The organism is Streptomyces sp. NPDC053513, from assembly GCF_044544765.1.
In the GTDB taxonomy this organism is placed as follows: domain Bacteria; phylum Actinomycetota; class Actinomycetes; order Streptomycetales; family Streptomycetaceae; genus Streptomyces; species Streptomyces litmocidini.
On the sequence record NZ_JBITXP010000012.1, the window covers coordinates 33,837 to 50,241 of the forward strand.

Annotated in this window: 14 protein-coding genes and 1 tRNA gene; 8 read left to right on the plus strand and 7 right to left on the minus strand. The window is 72.6% G+C overall.

The window, feature by feature from the left end:
• Window positions 1-89 precede the first annotated feature (89 nt).
• Window positions 90-1,652: a potassium/proton antiporter gene (locus ACIGW4_RS21605; RefSeq protein WP_398712443.1), complete on the minus strand. Its 1,563-nt coding sequence runs from the start codon at window positions 1,650-1,652 to the stop codon at window positions 90-92.
• Between the two features lie 213 nt (window positions 1,653-1,865).
• On the opposite strand from ACIGW4_RS21605, the gene ACIGW4_RS21610 reads away from it, so the two are divergent.
• Window positions 1,866-4,682, plus strand: coding sequence for a penicillin acylase family protein (locus ACIGW4_RS21610; protein WP_399582353.1), 2,817 nt, complete (start codon window positions 1,866-1,868; stop codon window positions 4,680-4,682).
• On the opposite strand, the gene ACIGW4_RS21615 is transcribed toward ACIGW4_RS21610, so the two are convergent.
• The gene (locus ACIGW4_RS21615; protein ID WP_399582356.1) at window positions 4,672-5,274 is read right to left on the minus strand and encodes a 5-formyltetrahydrofolate cyclo-ligase; all 603 of its coding nucleotides are present in this window, start codon (window positions 5,272-5,274) and stop codon (window positions 4,672-4,674) included. The genes ACIGW4_RS21610 and ACIGW4_RS21615 overlap by 11 nt on opposite strands.
• 104 nt (window positions 5,275-5,378) lie before the next feature.
• On the opposite strand from ACIGW4_RS21615, the gene galU reads away from it, so the two are divergent.
• The 7 genes from galU (at window position 5,379) to ACIGW4_RS21650 (ending at window position 10,751) form a co-directional block, all read left to right on the plus strand.
• Window positions 5,379-6,290, plus strand: coding sequence for a UTP--glucose-1-phosphate uridylyltransferase GalU (gene galU, locus ACIGW4_RS21620; protein ID WP_123459093.1), 912 nt, complete (start codon window positions 5,379-5,381; stop codon window positions 6,288-6,290).
• A gap of 145 nt (window positions 6,291-6,435) precedes the next feature.
• Window positions 6,436-7,695, plus strand: a complete 1,260-nt coding sequence (gene glp, locus ACIGW4_RS21625; protein ID WP_185094955.1) for a gephyrin-like molybdotransferase Glp — start codon at window positions 6,436-6,438, stop codon at window positions 7,693-7,695.
• Window positions 7,696-7,754: 59 nt separating this feature from the next.
• The gene (gene moaC, locus ACIGW4_RS21630) at window positions 7,755-8,240 is read left to right on the plus strand and encodes a cyclic pyranopterin monophosphate synthase MoaC (RefSeq protein ID WP_030690225.1); all 486 of its coding nucleotides are present in this window, start codon (window positions 7,755-7,757) and stop codon (window positions 8,238-8,240) included.
• Window positions 8,241-8,332: 92 nt separating this feature from the next.
• The gene (locus ACIGW4_RS21635; protein ID WP_398712442.1) at window positions 8,333-8,803 is read left to right on the plus strand and encodes a molybdenum cofactor biosynthesis protein B; all 471 of its coding nucleotides are present in this window, start codon (window positions 8,333-8,335) and stop codon (window positions 8,801-8,803) included.
• The gene (locus ACIGW4_RS21640; protein ID WP_123459095.1) at window positions 8,800-9,411 is read left to right on the plus strand and encodes a GNAT family N-acetyltransferase; all 612 of its coding nucleotides are present in this window, start codon (window positions 8,800-8,802) and stop codon (window positions 9,409-9,411) included. The genes ACIGW4_RS21635 and ACIGW4_RS21640 overlap by 4 nt, the downstream gene beginning before the upstream one ends.
• Before the next feature lie 136 nt (window positions 9,412-9,547).
• Window positions 9,548-10,582 carry a gephyrin-like molybdotransferase receptor GlpR gene (gene glpR, locus ACIGW4_RS21645; protein ID WP_123459096.1) on the plus strand — a complete coding sequence of 345 codons (1,035 nt, stop codon included), beginning with the start codon at window positions 9,548-9,550 and terminating at the stop codon, window positions 10,580-10,582.
• Window positions 10,583-10,677: 95 nt separating this feature from the next.
• A tRNA-Ala gene (locus ACIGW4_RS21650) sits at window positions 10,678-10,751 on the plus strand.
• A 235-nt stretch (window positions 10,752-10,986) separates the two neighbouring features.
• Here the strand turns inward: ACIGW4_RS21650 and ACIGW4_RS21655 are convergent.
• From ACIGW4_RS21655 to ACIGW4_RS21675, 5 genes are read right to left on the minus strand one after another with little or no spacing between them, the layout of a single operon-like run.
• Entirely contained in the window at window positions 10,987-12,057 is a 1,071-nt protein-coding gene (locus tag ACIGW4_RS21655; protein WP_399582359.1) for an alpha-hydroxy acid oxidase, read from the minus strand.
• 1 nt (window position 12,058) lies between these two features.
• A complete protein-coding gene (locus tag ACIGW4_RS21660) occupies window positions 12,059-13,336 on the minus strand; it encodes an ATP-grasp domain-containing protein (protein ID WP_398712406.1) in 1,278 nt (425 codons plus the stop codon).
• Entirely contained in the window at window positions 13,333-14,673 is a 1,341-nt protein-coding gene (locus ACIGW4_RS21665) for an MFS transporter (protein WP_399582360.1), read from the minus strand. Before ACIGW4_RS21665 ends, ACIGW4_RS21660 begins: the two co-directional genes overlap by 4 nt.
• Window positions 14,670-15,488: a hypothetical protein gene (locus tag ACIGW4_RS21670; protein ID WP_398712402.1), complete on the minus strand. Its 819-nt coding sequence runs from the start codon at window positions 15,486-15,488 to the stop codon at window positions 14,670-14,672. The genes ACIGW4_RS21665 and ACIGW4_RS21670 overlap by 4 nt, the downstream gene beginning before the upstream one ends.
• Window positions 15,485-16,405 (minus strand): branched-chain amino acid transaminase, encoded by a 921-nt coding sequence (locus ACIGW4_RS21675; protein WP_123459101.1) that lies wholly within the window; start codon window positions 16,403-16,405, stop codon window positions 15,485-15,487. Before ACIGW4_RS21675 ends, ACIGW4_RS21670 begins: the two co-directional genes overlap by 4 nt.

Below are 16,405 nucleotides of genomic sequence, written 5' to 3' on the forward strand. Positions count from 1 at the left end.
TCGATCAGGTGTGCCTTCATGGTACAGGGAAGAGCGTCTTCCCGCCTGGGAAAACGCTCCCGCACCCCAATTAATGCCTGGGATTAACCCTAGGTTTCCTTACGGCGGTCGCTCCCCGGCAGGTGGAACCGTCCCGTGGCGGCCGGCGTCGAGGCCGCCGTCGCGCCGCCGGTGCCGAGCCAGCCGGCGAGCTTGCCGCCCTGGCCGACGGCCCGCAGCCGTCGCTCGGTCGCGTCGCGCACCGGGTCGGTGGCGACGACGAGCAGTTCGTCGCCGTGCCGCAGGACGGTCGCGGGCCCCGGCACGAAGCTGGCGTCCTCCCGTACGACGAGGGTGACCGCGGCCCCGGCGGGGAGGCGCAGCTCGGCGACCTCGACGCCGTGCATCCGGGAGCCCTCGGGGATGGCGACGGAGAGCAGGTGTCCGCGCAGCCGCTCCAGCGGGGCGGACTCGACGCCGAGGTCGGCGGCCTCGGCGGGGTCGCCCAGCTTGAGGGCCTTCGCCAGCCAGGGCAGCGTCGGGCCCTGGACGAGGGTGTAGACGACGACGAGGACGAAGACGATGTTGAAGATCCGTTCGCTGCCCTCGACCTTCGTCACCATCGGGATGGTGGCGAGGATGATGGGGACGGCTCCGCGCAGGCCGGCCCAGGACATCAGGGCCTGCTCCTGCCAGGGGATCCGGAAGGGCAGCAGGCTGACCAGGACCTCCATGGGCCGCGCGACCACCGTCAGGACGAGGCCGATGACGACGGCGGGCCAGAAGTCGTGGACGAGCTCGTGCGGGGTGACGAGCAGGCCGAGCAGGACGAACATGCCGATCTGCGCGATCCAGCCGAGTCCCTCGGCGAAGCCGCGGTTCGCGGGAGCGTGGGGCAGCTTGGCGTTGCCGAGGACCATCGAGGCCAGGTAGACGGCGAGGAAGCCGGAGCCGTGGGCCATGGCGCCGGCGGCGTACGCGACGACGGCGATGGCCATGACGGCGATCGGGTACAGGCCGGAGGCGGGCAGGGCGACGTGCCGCAGTCCGTAGGAGCCGAGGAAGCCGACGGCGAGGCCGACGGCGACGCCGATGGCGAGTTCGAGGGCTATCTCGCCGACCAGGAGGTACCAGTGGTCGACGGGTCCGGCGGTGGAGAAGGCGACGACGAGGATGACGACGGGGGCGTCGTTGAAGCCGGACTCGGCCTCCAGGACACCGGTGACCCGTGAGGGGAGGGGCACCTTGCGCAGCACGGAGAAGACCGCGGCGGCGTCGGTGGAGGAGACGACGGCGCCGATGATCAGGGCCTGCCGCCAGTCGAGGCCGACGAGGTAGTGGGCGCCGGCGGCGGTGACGCCGACGCTGACGGCGACGCCGACGGTGGAGAGGACGACCGCGGCGGGCAGCGCCGGCTTGATCTCCTTCCACTTCGTGCCGAGACCACCCTCGGCGAGGATCACGACGAGGGCGGCGTAGCCGATGACCTGCGTCAGTTCCGCGTTGTCGAAGGCGACGTTGCCGATGCCGTCCTGGCCGATGGCGACGCCGATGCCCAGGTAGAGCAGCAGGCTGGGGAGCCCGCTCCGGGAGGAGATCCGCACGGCCGCGACGGCCACGAGCAGGACGAGGGAGCAGACGAGCAGGAGTTCGTTGAGCTGGTGGACAGTCAGTGGCCGTTCCTTCCCTCACGTGCGGCTGGATCGTTCCTCCAGCGGCCGGTACTTCGTTACCTTACCTAATCTTTAACGCTTTCTTGACGCGCCCTTTGCGTCTCCTCGCTCACCAGTACGGTTCTCTTCCTGACACCGCGTCCGGGCCGTCCGGACGCTGCGCCTAAGGTTGCTCCCGTACTCCAGGACCACCCTGCCCCTCGAAGGACAGCGATGCCCTCCAACACGACCGCGCCCCCCGGCAAGAAGACCGCCAAGAAGAAAGGGCGGCGTGCCCGCCTGCTCCTCCTCGTCCTGGTCCTCGCACTGGTCGCGGGCATCGGCTTCGGCGGGTACTGGGGGGTCAGCACCGTCCGGGCCTCGTTCCCGCAGACGACCGGCGAGATCCGCCTCGACAACCTCTCCGCCGACGTCGAGGTGAAGCGGGACGCGAACGGCGTCCCGCAGGTCTACGCCGACAGCGAGACGGACCTCTTCCGCGCCCAGGGCTACGTCCAGGCGCAGGACCGGTTCTACGAGATGGACGTCCGCCGGCACGTGACCGCGGGCCGCCTCTCCGAGATGTTCGGCGAGAGCCAGGTCGACACCGACGCCTTCCTGCGCACCCTCGGCTGGCGCCGGGTCGCGCAGGAGGAGTACGACAAGGTCCTGTCGCCGGAGACGAAGAAGTACCTCCAGGCGTACGCCGACGGCGTCAACGCCTACCTGAAGGACCGCGCCCCGAAGGACGTCTCCGTCGAGTACGCGGCGCTCGCCCTCACCGGCGACTACACGATCGAGCCGTGGAGCCCGGTCGACTCGGTGGCCTGGCTCAAGGCCATGGCCTGGGACCTGCGCGGCAACATGCAGGACGAGATCGACCGCTCGCTGATGACGAGCCGGCTGAGCACGAAGCAGATCAAGCAGCTGTACCCGGAGTACCCGTACGCGCTCCACCAGCCGATCGTCGACAAGGGCACGGTCGGCGACGACGGGAAGTTCGACCCGAAGGGCGAGGCGACCGAGGGCGACGGGACGACCACCGGGGACACCCCGGGCACCGGCCCCGGTGGCACCGGCTCCACGGGCTCCTCCAGCTCCACGGGCTCCTCCAGCTCCACGGGCTCCACCGGCTCCACGGGCTCCACCGGCGGCGTCTCCTCCCAGCTCGGCGCGCTCTCCGAGGTCCTCGACACCGTCCCCGCCCTGCTCGGCCCCAACGGCAACGGCATCGGCTCGAACTCCTGGGTCGTCTCCGGCCGGCTCACCACCTCCGGCAAGCCGCTGCTCGCCAACGACCCGCACCTCGCGCCCCAGCTGCCGTCCCTCTGGTACCAGATGGGCCTGCACTGCCGCTCGGTCTCGGCGACCTGCCGCTACGACGTCGCCGGCTACACCTTCTCCGGCATGCCCGGCGTGATCATCGGCCACAACGACAAGATCGCCTGGGGCCTCACCAACCTCGGCGCCGACGTGACCGACCTCTACCTGGAGAAGATCGGCCCCGACGGCTACCTCGTCGACGGCAAGGTCAAGCCGTTCGTCAGCCGCGAGGAGACCATCAAGGTCGCCGGCGGCGCCGACCGCAAGATCACCGTCCGCTCCACCGGCCACGGCCCGCTCGTCTCCGACCGCTCCTCCGAGCTGGAGACCGTCGGCCAGAAGGCCCCCGTCGGCAACGCCGCCCCCGACCGCGGCACCGGCTACGGCGTCTCCCTCCAGTGGACCGCCCTCCAGCCGGGCAGGTCGATGGACGCGATCTTCGCGATCGACCGCGCCAAGGACTTCACCGCCTTCCGGGCCGCCGCGAAGAACTTCGAGGTCCCGTCCCAGAACCTGATCTACGCCGACACCGACGGCAACATCGGCTACCAGTCGCCCGGCAAGATCCCGCAGCGGACCAAGGGCGACGGCACCCTGCCCGCCCCCGGCTGGGACTCCTCGTACCGGTGGAAGGGCTACGTCCCCTTCGAGAAGCTGCCGTACGAGGAGAACCCGGCGCGCGGCTACATCGTCACCGCCAACCAGGCCGTCGTCGACGACAAGACCTACCCCGACCTGCTCACCAAGGACTGGGGCTACGGCTCGCGCAGCCAGCGGATCAACGACCTCATCGAGTCGAAGACCAAGGACGGCGGCAAGATCTCGCCGGACGACATGCGGACCATGCAGACGGACAACCGCAGCGAGATCGCGACGCTGCTCAACCCGCTGCTGCTGAAGATCGACGTCTCCGACCCGTACGTCCGCGAGGCGCAGAAGCTCCTGGAGGGCTGGGACTACACCCAGGAGCCCGACTCGGCCGCCGCCGCCTACTTCAACGCGGTCTGGCGCAACGTCCTCAAGCTCGCCTTCGGCAACAAGCTGCCCAAGGAGCTGCGCGCCGAGGGCGACTGCATCAACGTCCGCCCGGCCGAGGCCACCGGTCCCGTCGACGAGCAGAACAAGCTCGTCCGCGAGTGCGGCGAGCGCGACCCCGACTCGGCGCAGCCCGACGGCGGCGACCGCTGGTACGAGGTGGTCCGACCGCTCCTCAAGCAGGAGAAGAACGAGTGGTGGACCACCCCCGGCAACCGTCTGGACCCGCCCACCGAGACCCGTGACCAGCTGCTCGCCCGCGCCATGAAGGACGCCCGCTGGGAGCTGACCGCCAAGCTCGGCAAGGACGTCTCCACCTGGAGCTGGGGCCGGCTGCACCAGCTGACCCTGAAGAACCAGACCCTCGGCACCGCCGGCCCCGGCGTCGTGCAGAAGCTCCTCAACCGCGGCCCGTGGAACCTGGGCGGCGGCGAGGCGGCCGTCGACGCCACCGGCTGGAACGCGGCCGGCGGCTACGAGGTCATCTGGGTGCCGTCGATGCGGATGGTCGTCAACGTCGGCGACTGGGACAGGTCCCGGTGGGTCAACCTGACCGGCGCCTCCGGCCACGCCTTCCACTCGAACTACACGGACCAGACGGACGCCTGGGCGAAGGGCGAGCTGTACGACTGGGCCTACGGCAAGGCCGCGGTCGACGCGGCGGCGAAGGACACGCTGGTCCTCAAGCCGTAGGGCCTGGGAAACGGGTGACCCCCTCCGGGGTCACCACCGCGTGCACGGGGTGGTCGTGCGGTTCCTCCGGGACCCGGGCGACCACCTCGTCCGCGTAGAGGAGCACCACCAGGGCCGGATCCACGCCCGCGCGCGCGAGCCGGGCGAGGACCCGGTCGTACGAGCCGCCGCCCCGCCCGAGCCGCATCCCGCGCCCGTCGACGGCGAGACCGGGCAGCAGCACGGCGTCGGCGGCGCACACCGCCTCGGGGCCGAGCCGGGGCCCGGTCGGTTCGAGGAGGCCGCGGCCGGCCTTCGTCAGCGCCCCGGGTCCCTCGTACGCCGCCCAGTCCAGGTCGTTGTCGGGCAGCAGGACGGGGAGCAGGACCCGCACCCCGCGCGCGTGGAGGGTGTCGAGCAGCGCGCGGGTGCCCGGTTCGCGGCCCACCGACACATAGGCGGCGACGGTGGCGGCCTCGGCGAGCTCGGCCAGTTCCATGCCGTGCCGGGCGAGGGATTCGGCCGAATCCACGAGGAATGCGGGGGTCAGTGCGGCGCGGGCGGTTAGAAGTCGGCTGCGCAGCACGGTCTTTTCGGACAACTCGGAAGTCATGACGGCCTCGTGTGCAGGTACGAAATTCTTGTAAGTGTCTTTATGTGAAGGAAGTTAACCGAAGGCACATCTTCTTCTCATTACGAACGACTAAGGTTCACCGCATGAATCAGTCGCTCCCCAGGCTCGGCCGGATCAGCAAGGCTGTCATCCCCGCCGCCGGTCTCGGTACCCGCTTCCTCCCGGCGACCAAGGCGACGCCGAAGGAGATGCTGCCGGTCGTCGACAAGCCGGCGATCCAGTACGTCGTCGAGGAGGCCGTCGCGGCCGGGCTCTCGGACGTTCTGATGATCACCGGCCGGAACAAGCGTCCCCTGGAGGACCACTTCGACCGGAACTACGAGCTGGAGGAAGCCCTGACCCGGAAGGGCGACGACGAACGCCTTTCCAAGGTCCAGGAGTCCAGCGACCTGGCCACCATGCACTACGTCCGCCAGGGCGCTCCGCGCGGCCTGGGCCACGCCGTGCTCTGCGCCGCCCCGCACGTCGGCGACCAGCCCTTCGCGGTGCTCCTCGGCGACGACCTGATCGACCCGCGCGACCCGCTGCTCGCGCGCATGGTGGAGGTCCAGGAGCGGGAGGGCGGGAGCGTCATCGCGCTGATGGAGGTCGAGCCCTCGCAGATCCACCTCTACGGCTGCGCGGCGGTCGAGGCGACCGCCGACCCGGACGTCGTGAAGGTGACGGACCTGGTCGAGAAGCCGGACCCGGGCGAGGCGCCCAGCAATTACGCGATCATCGGCCGTTACGTCCTGGATCCGGCCGTTTTCGAGACGCTGCGGGAGACCGAGCCGGGCCGCGGCGGCGAGATCCAGCTGACCGACGCCCTGCAGAAGCTCGCCTCGGACGAGAAGATCGGCGGCCCGGTGCACGGCGTGGTGTTCAAGGGGCGCCGCTATGACACCGGCGACCGCGGGGACTATCTGCGTGCCATTGTCAGACTCGCGTGCGAACGTGAAGATCTGGGACCGGACTTCCGGGCCTGGCTCCGGAGATACGTCAGCGAGGAGATGTAGCACCTTGAGCAGCAGCGCGGCACCGTCGCCGTCCCACGACGAGCACGACGACCACGGCCACGACGGCCATGGCGGGCACGACGCCCACGATCACGGGCACGGCCCCGCGGACCCCTGCGCGGGCCCGGCCCGCGGCCTGTGGTCGGTGGACGAGCACCTCGCCGACATCCTCGCGACGGTCGCCCCGCTCGAACCGATCGAGCTGCAACTCCTCGACGCCCAGGGCTGCGTCCTCGTCGAGGACGTGACGGTGCCGGTCGCGCTGCCCCCCTTCGACAACAGCTCCATGGACGGGTACGCGGTCCGGGTCGCCGACGTCTCCGGCGCCACCGAGGAGTTCCCCGCCGTCCTCACCGTCATCGGCGACGTCGCCGCGGGCGCCGGCGGCCTGCCGGAGGTCGGCCCCGGCCAGGCCGCCCGGATCATGACCGGCGCCCCGCTGCCGCCCGGTGCCGAGGCCGTCGTCCCCGTCGAGTGGACCGACGGCGGCACGGGCGGCGGCGCGGCCACCGGCATGACCGCCGCGAGCACCGCCCCCGAGGGGGCCGGCGGCGAGGTCAGGGTCCACCGGGCCGCCGAGGCCGGCGCCCACGTCCGCAGGGCGGGCAGCGACGTACGGGCCGGGGAGCTGGCCCTGGAGGCGGGCACGGTCCTCGGGCCGCCGCAGATCGGCCTGCTCGCCGCGATCGGCCGGGGCACCGTGAAGGTCCGCCCCCGCCCCCGGGTCGTCGTCCTCTCCACCGGAAGCGAGCTCGTCCAGCCCGGCGAGCCGCTGGGCGAGGGCCAGATCCACGACTCCAACAGCTTCGCGCTCGCCGCCGCCGCGCGGGACGCCGGCGCCCTGGCCTACCGGGTGGGGGCCGTCGCCGACGACGCGGAGTCGCTGCGCTCCACCATCGAGGACCAGCTCATCCGGGCCGACCTGATCGTGACCACCGGCGGGGTGAGCGTCGGCGCGTACGACGTGGTGAAGGAGGCGCTGACCGCCGACGGGCAGGTCGACTTCCGCAAGCTGGCCATGCAGCCGGGCAAGCCGCAGGGCTTCGGCGCGATCGGCGCCGAACAGATTCCGCTGCTCGCCCTCCCGGGGAACCCGGTCTCGTCATACGTCTCCTTCGAGCTGTTCGTGCGCCCCGCGATCCGCGCGCTGATGGGCGTCGAGGACCTGCACCGGCCGCGGGTGCGGGCGGTGCTCGACGCGGACAAGGCCCTGTCGTCCCCGGCCGGCCGCCGTCAGTTCCTGCGCGGCAGGTACGACCGGGAGACGGGCGCCGTCACACCCGTGGGCGGTGCCGGATCCCACCTGATCGCGGCCCTCGCGCACGCGGACTGCCTGCTCGTGGTCCCGGAGGAGACGGAGAGCGTGGAGCCGGGCGACGAGCTGGAAGTGGTCCTCCTCGGCTGAGGGGGCGACGCTGAGGGTACGGTGTCGTCCTTCACACAGCGACCGGGAGTGTCACGGCCATGAGCACGCAGCAAGGTCTCACCCACATCGACGAGGCGGGCGCGGCCCGCATGGTCGACGTATCGGCGAAGGACGTCACGTCCCGCACCGCCCGCGCCAGCGGCCGGGTCCTCGTCTCGCCGCGCGTGATCGAGCTGCTGCGCGGCGAGGGCGTCCCGAAGGGCGACGCGCTCGCCACCGCCCGCATCGCCGGGATCATGGGCGCCAAGAAGACCCCGGACCTCATCCCGCTCTGCCACCCGCTGGCCGTCTCGGGCGTCACGCTGGACCTGGCGGTCACGGACGAGGCGGTCGAGATCCTGGCGACGGTGAAGACCACGGACCGCACGGGCGTCGAGATGGAGGCCCTCACGGCGGTCTCGGTGGCGGCCCTGACCGTGGTCGACATGATCAAGGCGGTCGACAAGGGCGCGGTCATCTCCGACGTGCGGGTGGAGGAGAAGACGGGCGGCAAGTCGGGCCACTGGACGAGGGCCGAGGCGTGACGCGCGCGGGCCGGGTGGCCGGGACACACGAGCACGAGCACGAGGCGCCGTCCGGCGCGCCCGAGGAGGTCCCGGCGGCGGCCTACCGCGCGCTGGTCGTCACCGCCTCCAACCGGGCCTCGGCCGGGGTGTACGAGGACAGGGGCGGTCCGCTGATCGCCGAGGGCCTGACCCGGATGCGGTTCGCCGTGGACGGCCCGCGGGTCGTCCCGGACGGGGCGCCCGTGGAGGAGGCCCTGCGCGACGGGGTGGCCGCCGGGTACGACGTGATCGTCACCACCGGCGGCACGGGCATCTCGCCCACCGACGAGACCCCGGAGGCGACCCGCCGGGTCCTGGAGCGGGAGATCCCCGGCATCCCGGAGGCGATCCGCGCGTACGGCCGCGAGAAGGTCCCGACGGCGGCGCTCTCGCGCGGCCTGGCCGGGGTCGCGGGCGGCACGCTGATCGTGAACCTGCCGGGGTCCCCCGGCGGGGTGCGCGACGGGCTCGCGGTCCTGGAGCCGCTCCTGCGCCATGCCGTGGACCAGATCCGCGGCGGCGACCACCCGAGAGCGTCGTGATCCCGTCCTGGCCGGTGGTCCTCGTCGACGGCGAGGTGCTGCTCCGACCGATAAAGATGCGCGACCAGGCGGTTTGGCGCGAGGTGAACCGGCGCAACCGCGAGTGGCTGCGGCCCTGGGAGGCGACGGTCCCGCCGGCGCCGCCGGGCGCTCCGGTCGCGCAGCGGCCCACGTTCCGTCAGATGGTCCGCCATCTGCGGTCGGAGGCGAACGCCGGCCGGATGCTGCCGTTCGTGATCGAGTACCGGGGGCGGCTCGTCGGGCAGTTGACGGTGGCCGGGATCACCTGGGGCTCGATGTGCTCGGGGCACGTGGGGTACTGGGTGGACAACGAGGTGGCCGGGCGCGGGGTGATGCCGACGGCGGTCGCGCTCGCCGTCGACCATTGCTTCCGGGTGGTCGGGTTGCACCGCATGGAGGTGTGCATCCGCCCGGAGAACGGGCCTTCGCGCCGGGTGGTGGAGAAGCTCGGCTTCCGGGAAGAAGGCCTCCGCCCCCGCTATCTCCACATCGACGGGGCGTGGCGGGACCATCTGGTGTTCGCGCTGACGGCGGAGGAGGTGCCGGAGGGACTTCTGAGGCGCTGGCACCGCGCAAGAATGCAATAAGTGTTCGAATTTAATCGCCAGTTGGCACCAATCGATCTGAACAATCACAAAAAAGTTCAGTGATATCAGCCAGATCGTGCGACACACCGGGCCAATTGGCCGATGCGTGTTACAGAACCCCTCTACCGTGTGAGGCGTGAGCAGCAGCGGCCTCATCTACGCAGTCATCGTCGGGGCCTGGGCCGCCTACTTGGTGCCGATGTGGCTCCGCAGGCAGGACGAGCTGAACGAAGCCCGTCCGACGGAACGCTTCAGCACCGCCATCCGGCTGCTTTCCGGACGGGCGGGCATGGAGCGCCGGTACGCCAAGGAGCTCAAGGAGCGGGACCGTACGGCGGAGGGACCGACGCCCGACGTGGACCCGGACGCGGAGACCGAGCATCTGAGCTCGGTCGACGTCCGGGCCTTCTCCGCGCCCGCGGCCAGGACGGAAGCGCGCCTGGAACTCCCGGAACCCGGCCCGGAACCGGCGCCCGCCCCCGCGCAGGCCCGGCCCGCCCCCGGCGCCGCCGAGCGCGCCCGCCGGGGCAAGGTCCTCGCCCGGCGCCGCCGGACCACGACGCTCCTCTTCGCCGCCTTCACCCTCGGCGCGGTCGTCGCGGCCGTCGGCGGCGTCGCCTTCCTGTGGGCCCCGGCGGTCCCGGCGCTGCTCCTCAGCGCGTACATCGTGCACCTGCGGATCCAGGAGCGCCGGCGCTTCGTGTACGTGATGGACCGGCGCCGCGCCGAAGCCGCCGCCGCCCGCCTGCGCGAGAGCCGCCGCCCGGTCCCGACCCCGGAGCCGGAGGCCGACCCGGCCCCGGTGGCCCCCGCGGTCTCCCCGCAGGAGGCGGACCGGCGCGCCCTGGTCGAACAGACCGACCACGCGGAGTGGGTGGACCAGCAGCGCGAGCGCGGGCCGGCCCGCGGCGACAGCTGGGACCCGGTCCCGGTGCCGCTCCCCACGTACGTCACGGCCCCGGTCGCCCCGCGCGCCACGAGCGGCATCGACATCACGGACCCGGAGACCTGGAGCGCGGCCCGCTCCTCCACGGCGGCCGACCCGGCCCCCACCCCGCCCCCGGCGCCCCGCCAGCGCACCGCCCAGCCCCGCCGCGGCCGCGACCACGGCCGCACCCCGCTCTTCGACCAGTACGCCGACGACGACCGCCCCCGAGCGGCCAACGAATGACCCCGGCCGGGGGCCGCGACGGCCCCCCGGCTGACCTGGGGAGGAAGTGATTTTTGTTCTTCCCGATCGGGATGCTAATGTTTCACACGTCGCAAGGGCCTGTGGCGCAGTCTGGTAGCGCACCTCGTTCGCATCGAGGGGGTCTGGGGTTCAAATCCCCACAGGTCCACAGACGACTGTTCTTGAGTCAGCTCAGGAATGGTGACGAGATCCCGTCCGATCGCAAGATCGGGCGGGATCTTCGTCGTTTCGGGGGTCGCTCGATGCTTGTTCGGGGTGGTGGATGGCGGCGTATCGGGCCTGGCGGGTCGTTGTGCGGACACCTGGTCGCTCTGCACATGACCGTACCGATCGACCGCGCAGCCTGCGTCGCGGTCGATCGGTACGGTCATGTGCAGAGCGAGTCAGGGCCCTCCGTACAGCAGCTCCCCGTCGATGTCCGCGAGCCGGGCGCAGCCGGCGAGGGCCATGGACGTGGCGAGTTGGGCGCGGTACGAGTCCAGGAGGGTGGTGACGCCCGCGGCGCCGCCGAGGGCCAGGGACCAGACGACGGGACGGCCCAGCAGAACGGCCCGGGCGCCCAGGGCGAGGGCTACCAGCACGTCGGTGCCGGTGCGGATGCCGCCGTCGACGAGGACCGGGACCTCGGTGCCCACCGCCGCCGCGACAGCGGGGAGGGCGTCCGCGGAGGAGACCGCGCGGTCCAGCTGCCTGCCGCCGTGGTTGGAGACGATCAACCCGGCCGCGCCCGCGGCCACGCACGCCCTGGCGTCGTCGGCCCGCAACACCCCCTTGACCAGGACGGGCAGCCCGGACATCCGGTGCAGTCGGCCGATGGCGTCCAGACCCAGCGAAGGGTCCTGTTCCCAGCCGGGCAGCCGGGTGCCGATGCCCACCGAGCGGCACAGCTCGTCGTCCTCGGGCAGGGGCAGCGGCAGTCCCGAAGTCGCCCGGGGCGGCACGTACGGGGCGTCGACCGTCAGCACCAGGGCCCGCGCGCCGGCGGCGACAGCCCGATCGACCTGGCGGCGGGTGATCTCCGCGTCCCGCAGCCAGTACACCTGGTACCACCAGGGCCCGGCCACCGCGGCGACGTCCTCCGGGTGGCGGGTCGCGCGGGAGGAGAGCACGAGCAGCGAGCCGGCCGCGGCGACGCCCGCCGCCGTGGCCGTCTCGCCCTCGTCGTGCGCCATGCGGTGGAAGGCCGTCGGGCCGGCGAGCACCGGCGACGCGAGCCTGGTCCCCAGCAGGTCGACGTCCGTTTCGACGGACGAGACGTCGCGAAGCACCCGTGGCAGCAGTCGTCGGCCGCGCCAGGCGGCCGCCGCCTCGCCCACGCTTATCTCCTCGTCCGACCCGGCGGCGTAGAACTCGTACGCGGCCCTCGGCAGGACCTTGCGCGCCAGCTCGGCCAGCTCCCCCGACGCGCGGATGCCGGCGCTCGCCGAGCCGGAGACTTCCTGTGCCGCCGTCATGTCAGATCCAGTTCCCCGCGCCGCCGGCCGCACCGTCACCGGACACCGTGACCTCGAACTCCAGCGCCGCCACGGCCTGCCGGGCGCGCTCCACGGCCTCGGCCGCGTCCGCACCCCGGGCGCGTACGAAGGCCGCCCGGGACTCCGAGCTGTCCAGGTCCCCCAGCACGTCGCCGGCGTCGAGCAGGGCCTCGGCGGCCACCACGCCCGGTCGGGCGGCGGCTTCGTCCAGGCCGCCGATCCGCGCGAGGGTGCCGCGGGCCTGCGGGACGGCGAACCAGATCGCCTCCGGGCTGCGGTCCACCGACGGGTCGGCCAGCGTCTTGCGGATGTCCGCAAGGACCGGCTGTCCCAGCGTCTGGCGCACCACGCAGTCCACCAGGTCGACTCCGGTGACGTCGTGAACCAGGTACGGGATCTCGTCGCCGGCGAGTCGGACGTGGGTCTCGATGACCCGGGGTCCGGCCGCCGTCAGCACGACCTCGGTGTGGGTGACGCCGTACGTGATGTCGAGGGCATCGAGCAGCCGCCGCACGTACCCGTGCACCGCGTCGGTCTGCTCGGGGGACAGTTCGGCGGGCACGACGTGGCCGAGCTCGACGAAGCCCACCGGGTCGGAGAACTTCCGCGTCACGGCGAGGATCTCGTGCTCGCCGTCCTCGGAGAAGGCCTCGACGCTGAACTGCGGGCCCTCGTGGAAGCGCTCCACCAGCACGCCCGCGTCCGGGATGACCTCGAAGTCGGCCGCGGCGCGGGCGAAGGCCGCCTCCGCCTCCTCGGCGCTGCGGACCACGGAGACGCCGAAGCTGCCCGCTCCCTGCACCGGCTTGACCACGCACGGAGTGCCGTGCTGCGCCAGGAAGGCCCGCAGTTCGGCCACGTCGGCGACCCGCCCGCCCGGGGTCTCGTCCACGCCGAGTTCGGCCAGCCGACGGCGCATCGCGTCCTTGTCGTGGACATACGCGATGGTCTGCGGCGAGTGACAGGGCAGGCCCAGGGCCGCGGCGACCGCCGCGGCCCGGTCCTGGTCCCGCTCGCCGAAGGTGCCCACGCGGGTGAAGGGCTGCCTCTCGTGGACGGCGGCGGCCAGCGCGATCCACTCCGCGTCGGGGGCGTCGCTGCGCAGGGCCAGCACCCGGTCGTGCTGCCCGGGCTTGCGGATCTTGGGGACGAAGTCCATCCGGCACAGGATGGTCGTGACGACGTCCGGGCCGCCCGCGTCGCGGATCAGGCCGGGGATTTCCCTGCCGCCGCCGACGATCAGCACGTGTTCTGTCATGGGGTCACCTCGCTGGGAGAACTGGAAGCGGAAGAGAGCGCCGGGGCGGGCGTCGCGCGGGGTGCGCCAGTGGCCCGTACCACCACGGCGGCCAGCGCGAACACCGCGGCGAGCAAGGCCCAGCCCGCCGTGCCCAGCGGCAGCAGCACGCCAGTCATCAGGACCGGGCCGACGATCTGCTGGCCGGTCATCCCCAGGCTGAAGGCGGCCAGGTAGCGGGACCGGGCCGGCACGGGCGACAGCTCGTACGACAGGTTCCACACGGCGACCGAGTGCAGGTTCTCGCCCACCGTCAGCAGCACCACGGCGAGGACCGCGCAGGCCGCGGCGGGCCACACCGGGACGTGCTCGGCGCCGGCGAACGCCGCGCACGAGACCAGCAGCGGGACGAGGGCGACGGGTACGAGTCTCAGGGCGCCCGCGGTGGTCTCGGCGAACCGGGCCACGTACACCTGGAGCAGCACGGTCAGCACGGTGTTGACCGCGAGCAGCACCGAGACCGCCGAGGACGGTGCGTCGGTGGCTGTGGTCAGCCACAGCGGCAGGAGTACGAAGAGCACCGAGTCGTGCAGTGACAGCACGCCGTTGGAGACGGTGAAGAGCATGAACCGCAGGTCCCGGAAGGGACTGCGGACCGCTGTGGGCTGAGGCTCGGCGGCATCCGCCTGCGGTGCGGGGGCCGGCGGAGGCACGGCCGCGGCCCGGCGGCGCAGTTGCTCCACCACGGCGGCGATCACCCAGAAGGTCGCGGCGTTCGCCAGGAACAGCGCGACGAACGCCGCCCGTTCCTGGATCGCGAGGACCGCGCCCGCGAGCAGGAAGCCCGCGGTCAGGCCGATGTTGCGCACCGAGCGGATGGAGGCCATCGTCCGGGTCTGGTTCTGCCCGCCCTCGACGATGCCCACGACCACCTGCTGGAGGGGCGAGCAGCCACGGTCCAGAGCGGTGAGCACGCAGGTGAGCACGGCGTACGGCCAGAAGTCGTCGATCAGTGCGAATCCGGCGTAGCCGAGGCCGCGCAGCGTCAGCAGGGCGACGTACACCCGCACCGGACCCACTCGGTCGGCCAGCCGGCCGAGCGGCACGGGGCTGAGCAGCCCGGCCACCGCGGCGACGGACAGCACCAGGCCGACCCGGGCGGCGGGCAGGCCGACGACCGTGACGAAGTACAGGGTGGAGGCGGCCAGGAACATGCCCGAGCCGACCGAGTCGACCGCGGCGCCGGCCGCGAGCCGGCGTCCCGCGGGTGTCCTGGGCAGGACGGCGAGCAGCATGCCGGCGATCCGGCCGGCCGCGCGCTGTTCCTCCTCCTTCGTGCCGCTCGGCTGCTCGCTCATACGCCGCTCCGTTCCGCGGGCGCGGATCCGGCGATCCAGTCGACCAGTTCGGCGGTACGCCGTACGTGGACGGCTGTGGCGGCCTCCGGGGCCGGCTGGCGCAGGTGGTTCCAGGTGTACCGGCGGGCCGCGTTGACGCAGGTCTCGGCCTGTTCGTCCTGGTACGCCGGGGCGGCCGACAGCAGAGCCACGGCCAGCGCAAGCCGGCCGATGCGGTCCACCAGCACCCAGCCGCCGGCGGCGGTGTGCGCCGGGTCGGCCCCGACCCACTCGTCTCGCGTGGTGCCCAGGCCCGACAGCGCTGACTCGGCGATCTCCCAGGCGGCGGCCGCCCGGCCGACCGGGCACGGGCCCAGCGCGGTACGCAGCCGATCGCGCACCCCGTCGTACACCTCGGCCGCGGCCAGCGCGGTGACCAGGGCCGCCACCTGGCCGTGCGCCGCCACGGCGGCACGTGCGGTGCCGTCCGGCACGTCGGCGTCCGTCGCGGGCCGGCCCGTTCCGGTCATGGCCAGGACGCGTGCGGTGTCCGTCTCCACGGCCCACAGCGCGCACCCGCGCAGTACGTCGGCCGCCGGGTCCTGCCCGCCGGCCGGGGCCGCCTGATGCGCGGCCCAGGCCCGGGCGGCCGCCAGGTCGATCAGCCGGTCGCACAGCTCCTCGTCCAGCGCGGCCCGCCAGGCAGAGGCACCGGCCGGACCGGCCTCGCCCGCCTCCGGTGCGTCCAGCACCGTCCGCAGCCGCCGCGTGGCGTTCTCCAGCGCGGCGGCCGCGGCGGTCGCAGCCGCTTCCCCGGCCGCCTCCACCGCGCTCACGCCCGCTCCAGCCAGCGCGCGTACCCGTCGTGCCGGCCGCCGACCACGTCACGGAAGAGGTCGCGCAGCTGCTTGGTCACCGGGCCGACGCCGCCCGCACCCAGAGGGCGCTCGTCCACCGAGGCGACCGGCACGATCTCGGCGGCGGTCCCGGTCAGGAACGCCTCGTCCGCGATGTAGACCTCGCTGCGCGGGATGCTCCGCTCCGTCACCTGCAGGCCCAGGTCGCGGGCCATGGTGATGACGCTGTCACGGGTGATGCCCGGCAGGACCCCGTCGCTGACCGGCGGCGTGACCAGGGCGCCGTCGCGCACCAGGAACAGGTTGGCGGCCGAGGCCTCCGCGACGTGTCCGGTCGCGGTCAGCATCAGCGCGTCGTCGTATCCGGCACGCAGCGCGCCCACCTTGGCGAGCGCGCTGTTGACGTAGGCGCCGGTGGCCTTGGCGAGCGGCGGCACCGTCTGGTGGGAGTTGCGCTGCCAGTTGCTGACGATCAGCCGGCAGCCCTCCGCCTCGGCCTTGTCGCCGAGGTACGAGCCCCAGGGCCACACCGCGATCGACATCTTCACCGCGTCCAGCTGCGGCGCGACGCCCATCTCGCCGTAACCCAGGTAGGCGATGGGGCGGATGTAGCAGGATTCGTGGCCGTTGATCCGGACCAGTTCGAGCACCGCGGAGATCAGCTCTTCGTCGGTCCAGGGCAGTTCCATCAGGTACACGCGCGCCGAGTCGCGCAGCCGCGCGATGTGCTCGCGCAGCCGGAACACGGCCGGGCCCGAGTCCGTGGCGTAGGCGCGGATGCCCTCGTAGACGCCCCATCCGTAGTGCAGGCTCGGCGTGAGCACATGCACCTTCGCGTCGTCCCAGGGGACCAGCTCGCCGTCCATCCAGATGAAGGGGGTCGGGGTCAGTGGCAT

What these genes read in the sequence shown, in the direction of transcription:
- ACIGW4_RS21610 (WP_399582353.1), top strand. Translation starts at nt 1,866, where the DNA reads ATGCCCTCCAACACGACCGCGCCCCCCGGCAAGAAGACCGCCAAGAAG.
- ACIGW4_RS21615 (WP_399582356.1), bottom strand. Translation starts at nt 5,274, where the DNA reads ATGACTTCCGAGTTGTCCGAAAAGACCGTGCTGCGCAGCCGACTTCTA.
- galU (WP_123459093.1), top strand. Translation starts at nt 5,379, where the DNA reads ATGAATCAGTCGCTCCCCAGGCTCGGCCGGATCAGCAAGGCTGTCATC.
- moaC (WP_030690225.1), top strand. Translation starts at nt 7,755, where the DNA reads ATGAGCACGCAGCAAGGTCTCACCCACATCGACGAGGCGGGCGCGGCC.
- ACIGW4_RS21655 (WP_399582359.1), bottom strand. Translation starts at nt 12,057, where the DNA reads ATGACGGCGGCACAGGAAGTCTCCGGCTCGGCGAGCGCCGGCATCCGC.
- ACIGW4_RS21660 (WP_398712406.1), bottom strand. Translation starts at nt 13,336, where the DNA reads ATGACAGAACACGTGCTGATCGTCGGCGGCGGCAGGGAAATCCCCGGC.
- ACIGW4_RS21665 (WP_399582360.1), bottom strand. Translation starts at nt 14,673, where the DNA reads ATGAGCGAGCAGCCGAGCGGCACGAAGGAGGAGGAACAGCGCGCGGCC.
- ACIGW4_RS21675 (WP_123459101.1), bottom strand. Translation starts at nt 16,405, where the DNA reads ATGCCACTGACCCCGACCCCCTTCATCTGGATGGACGGCGAGCTGGTC.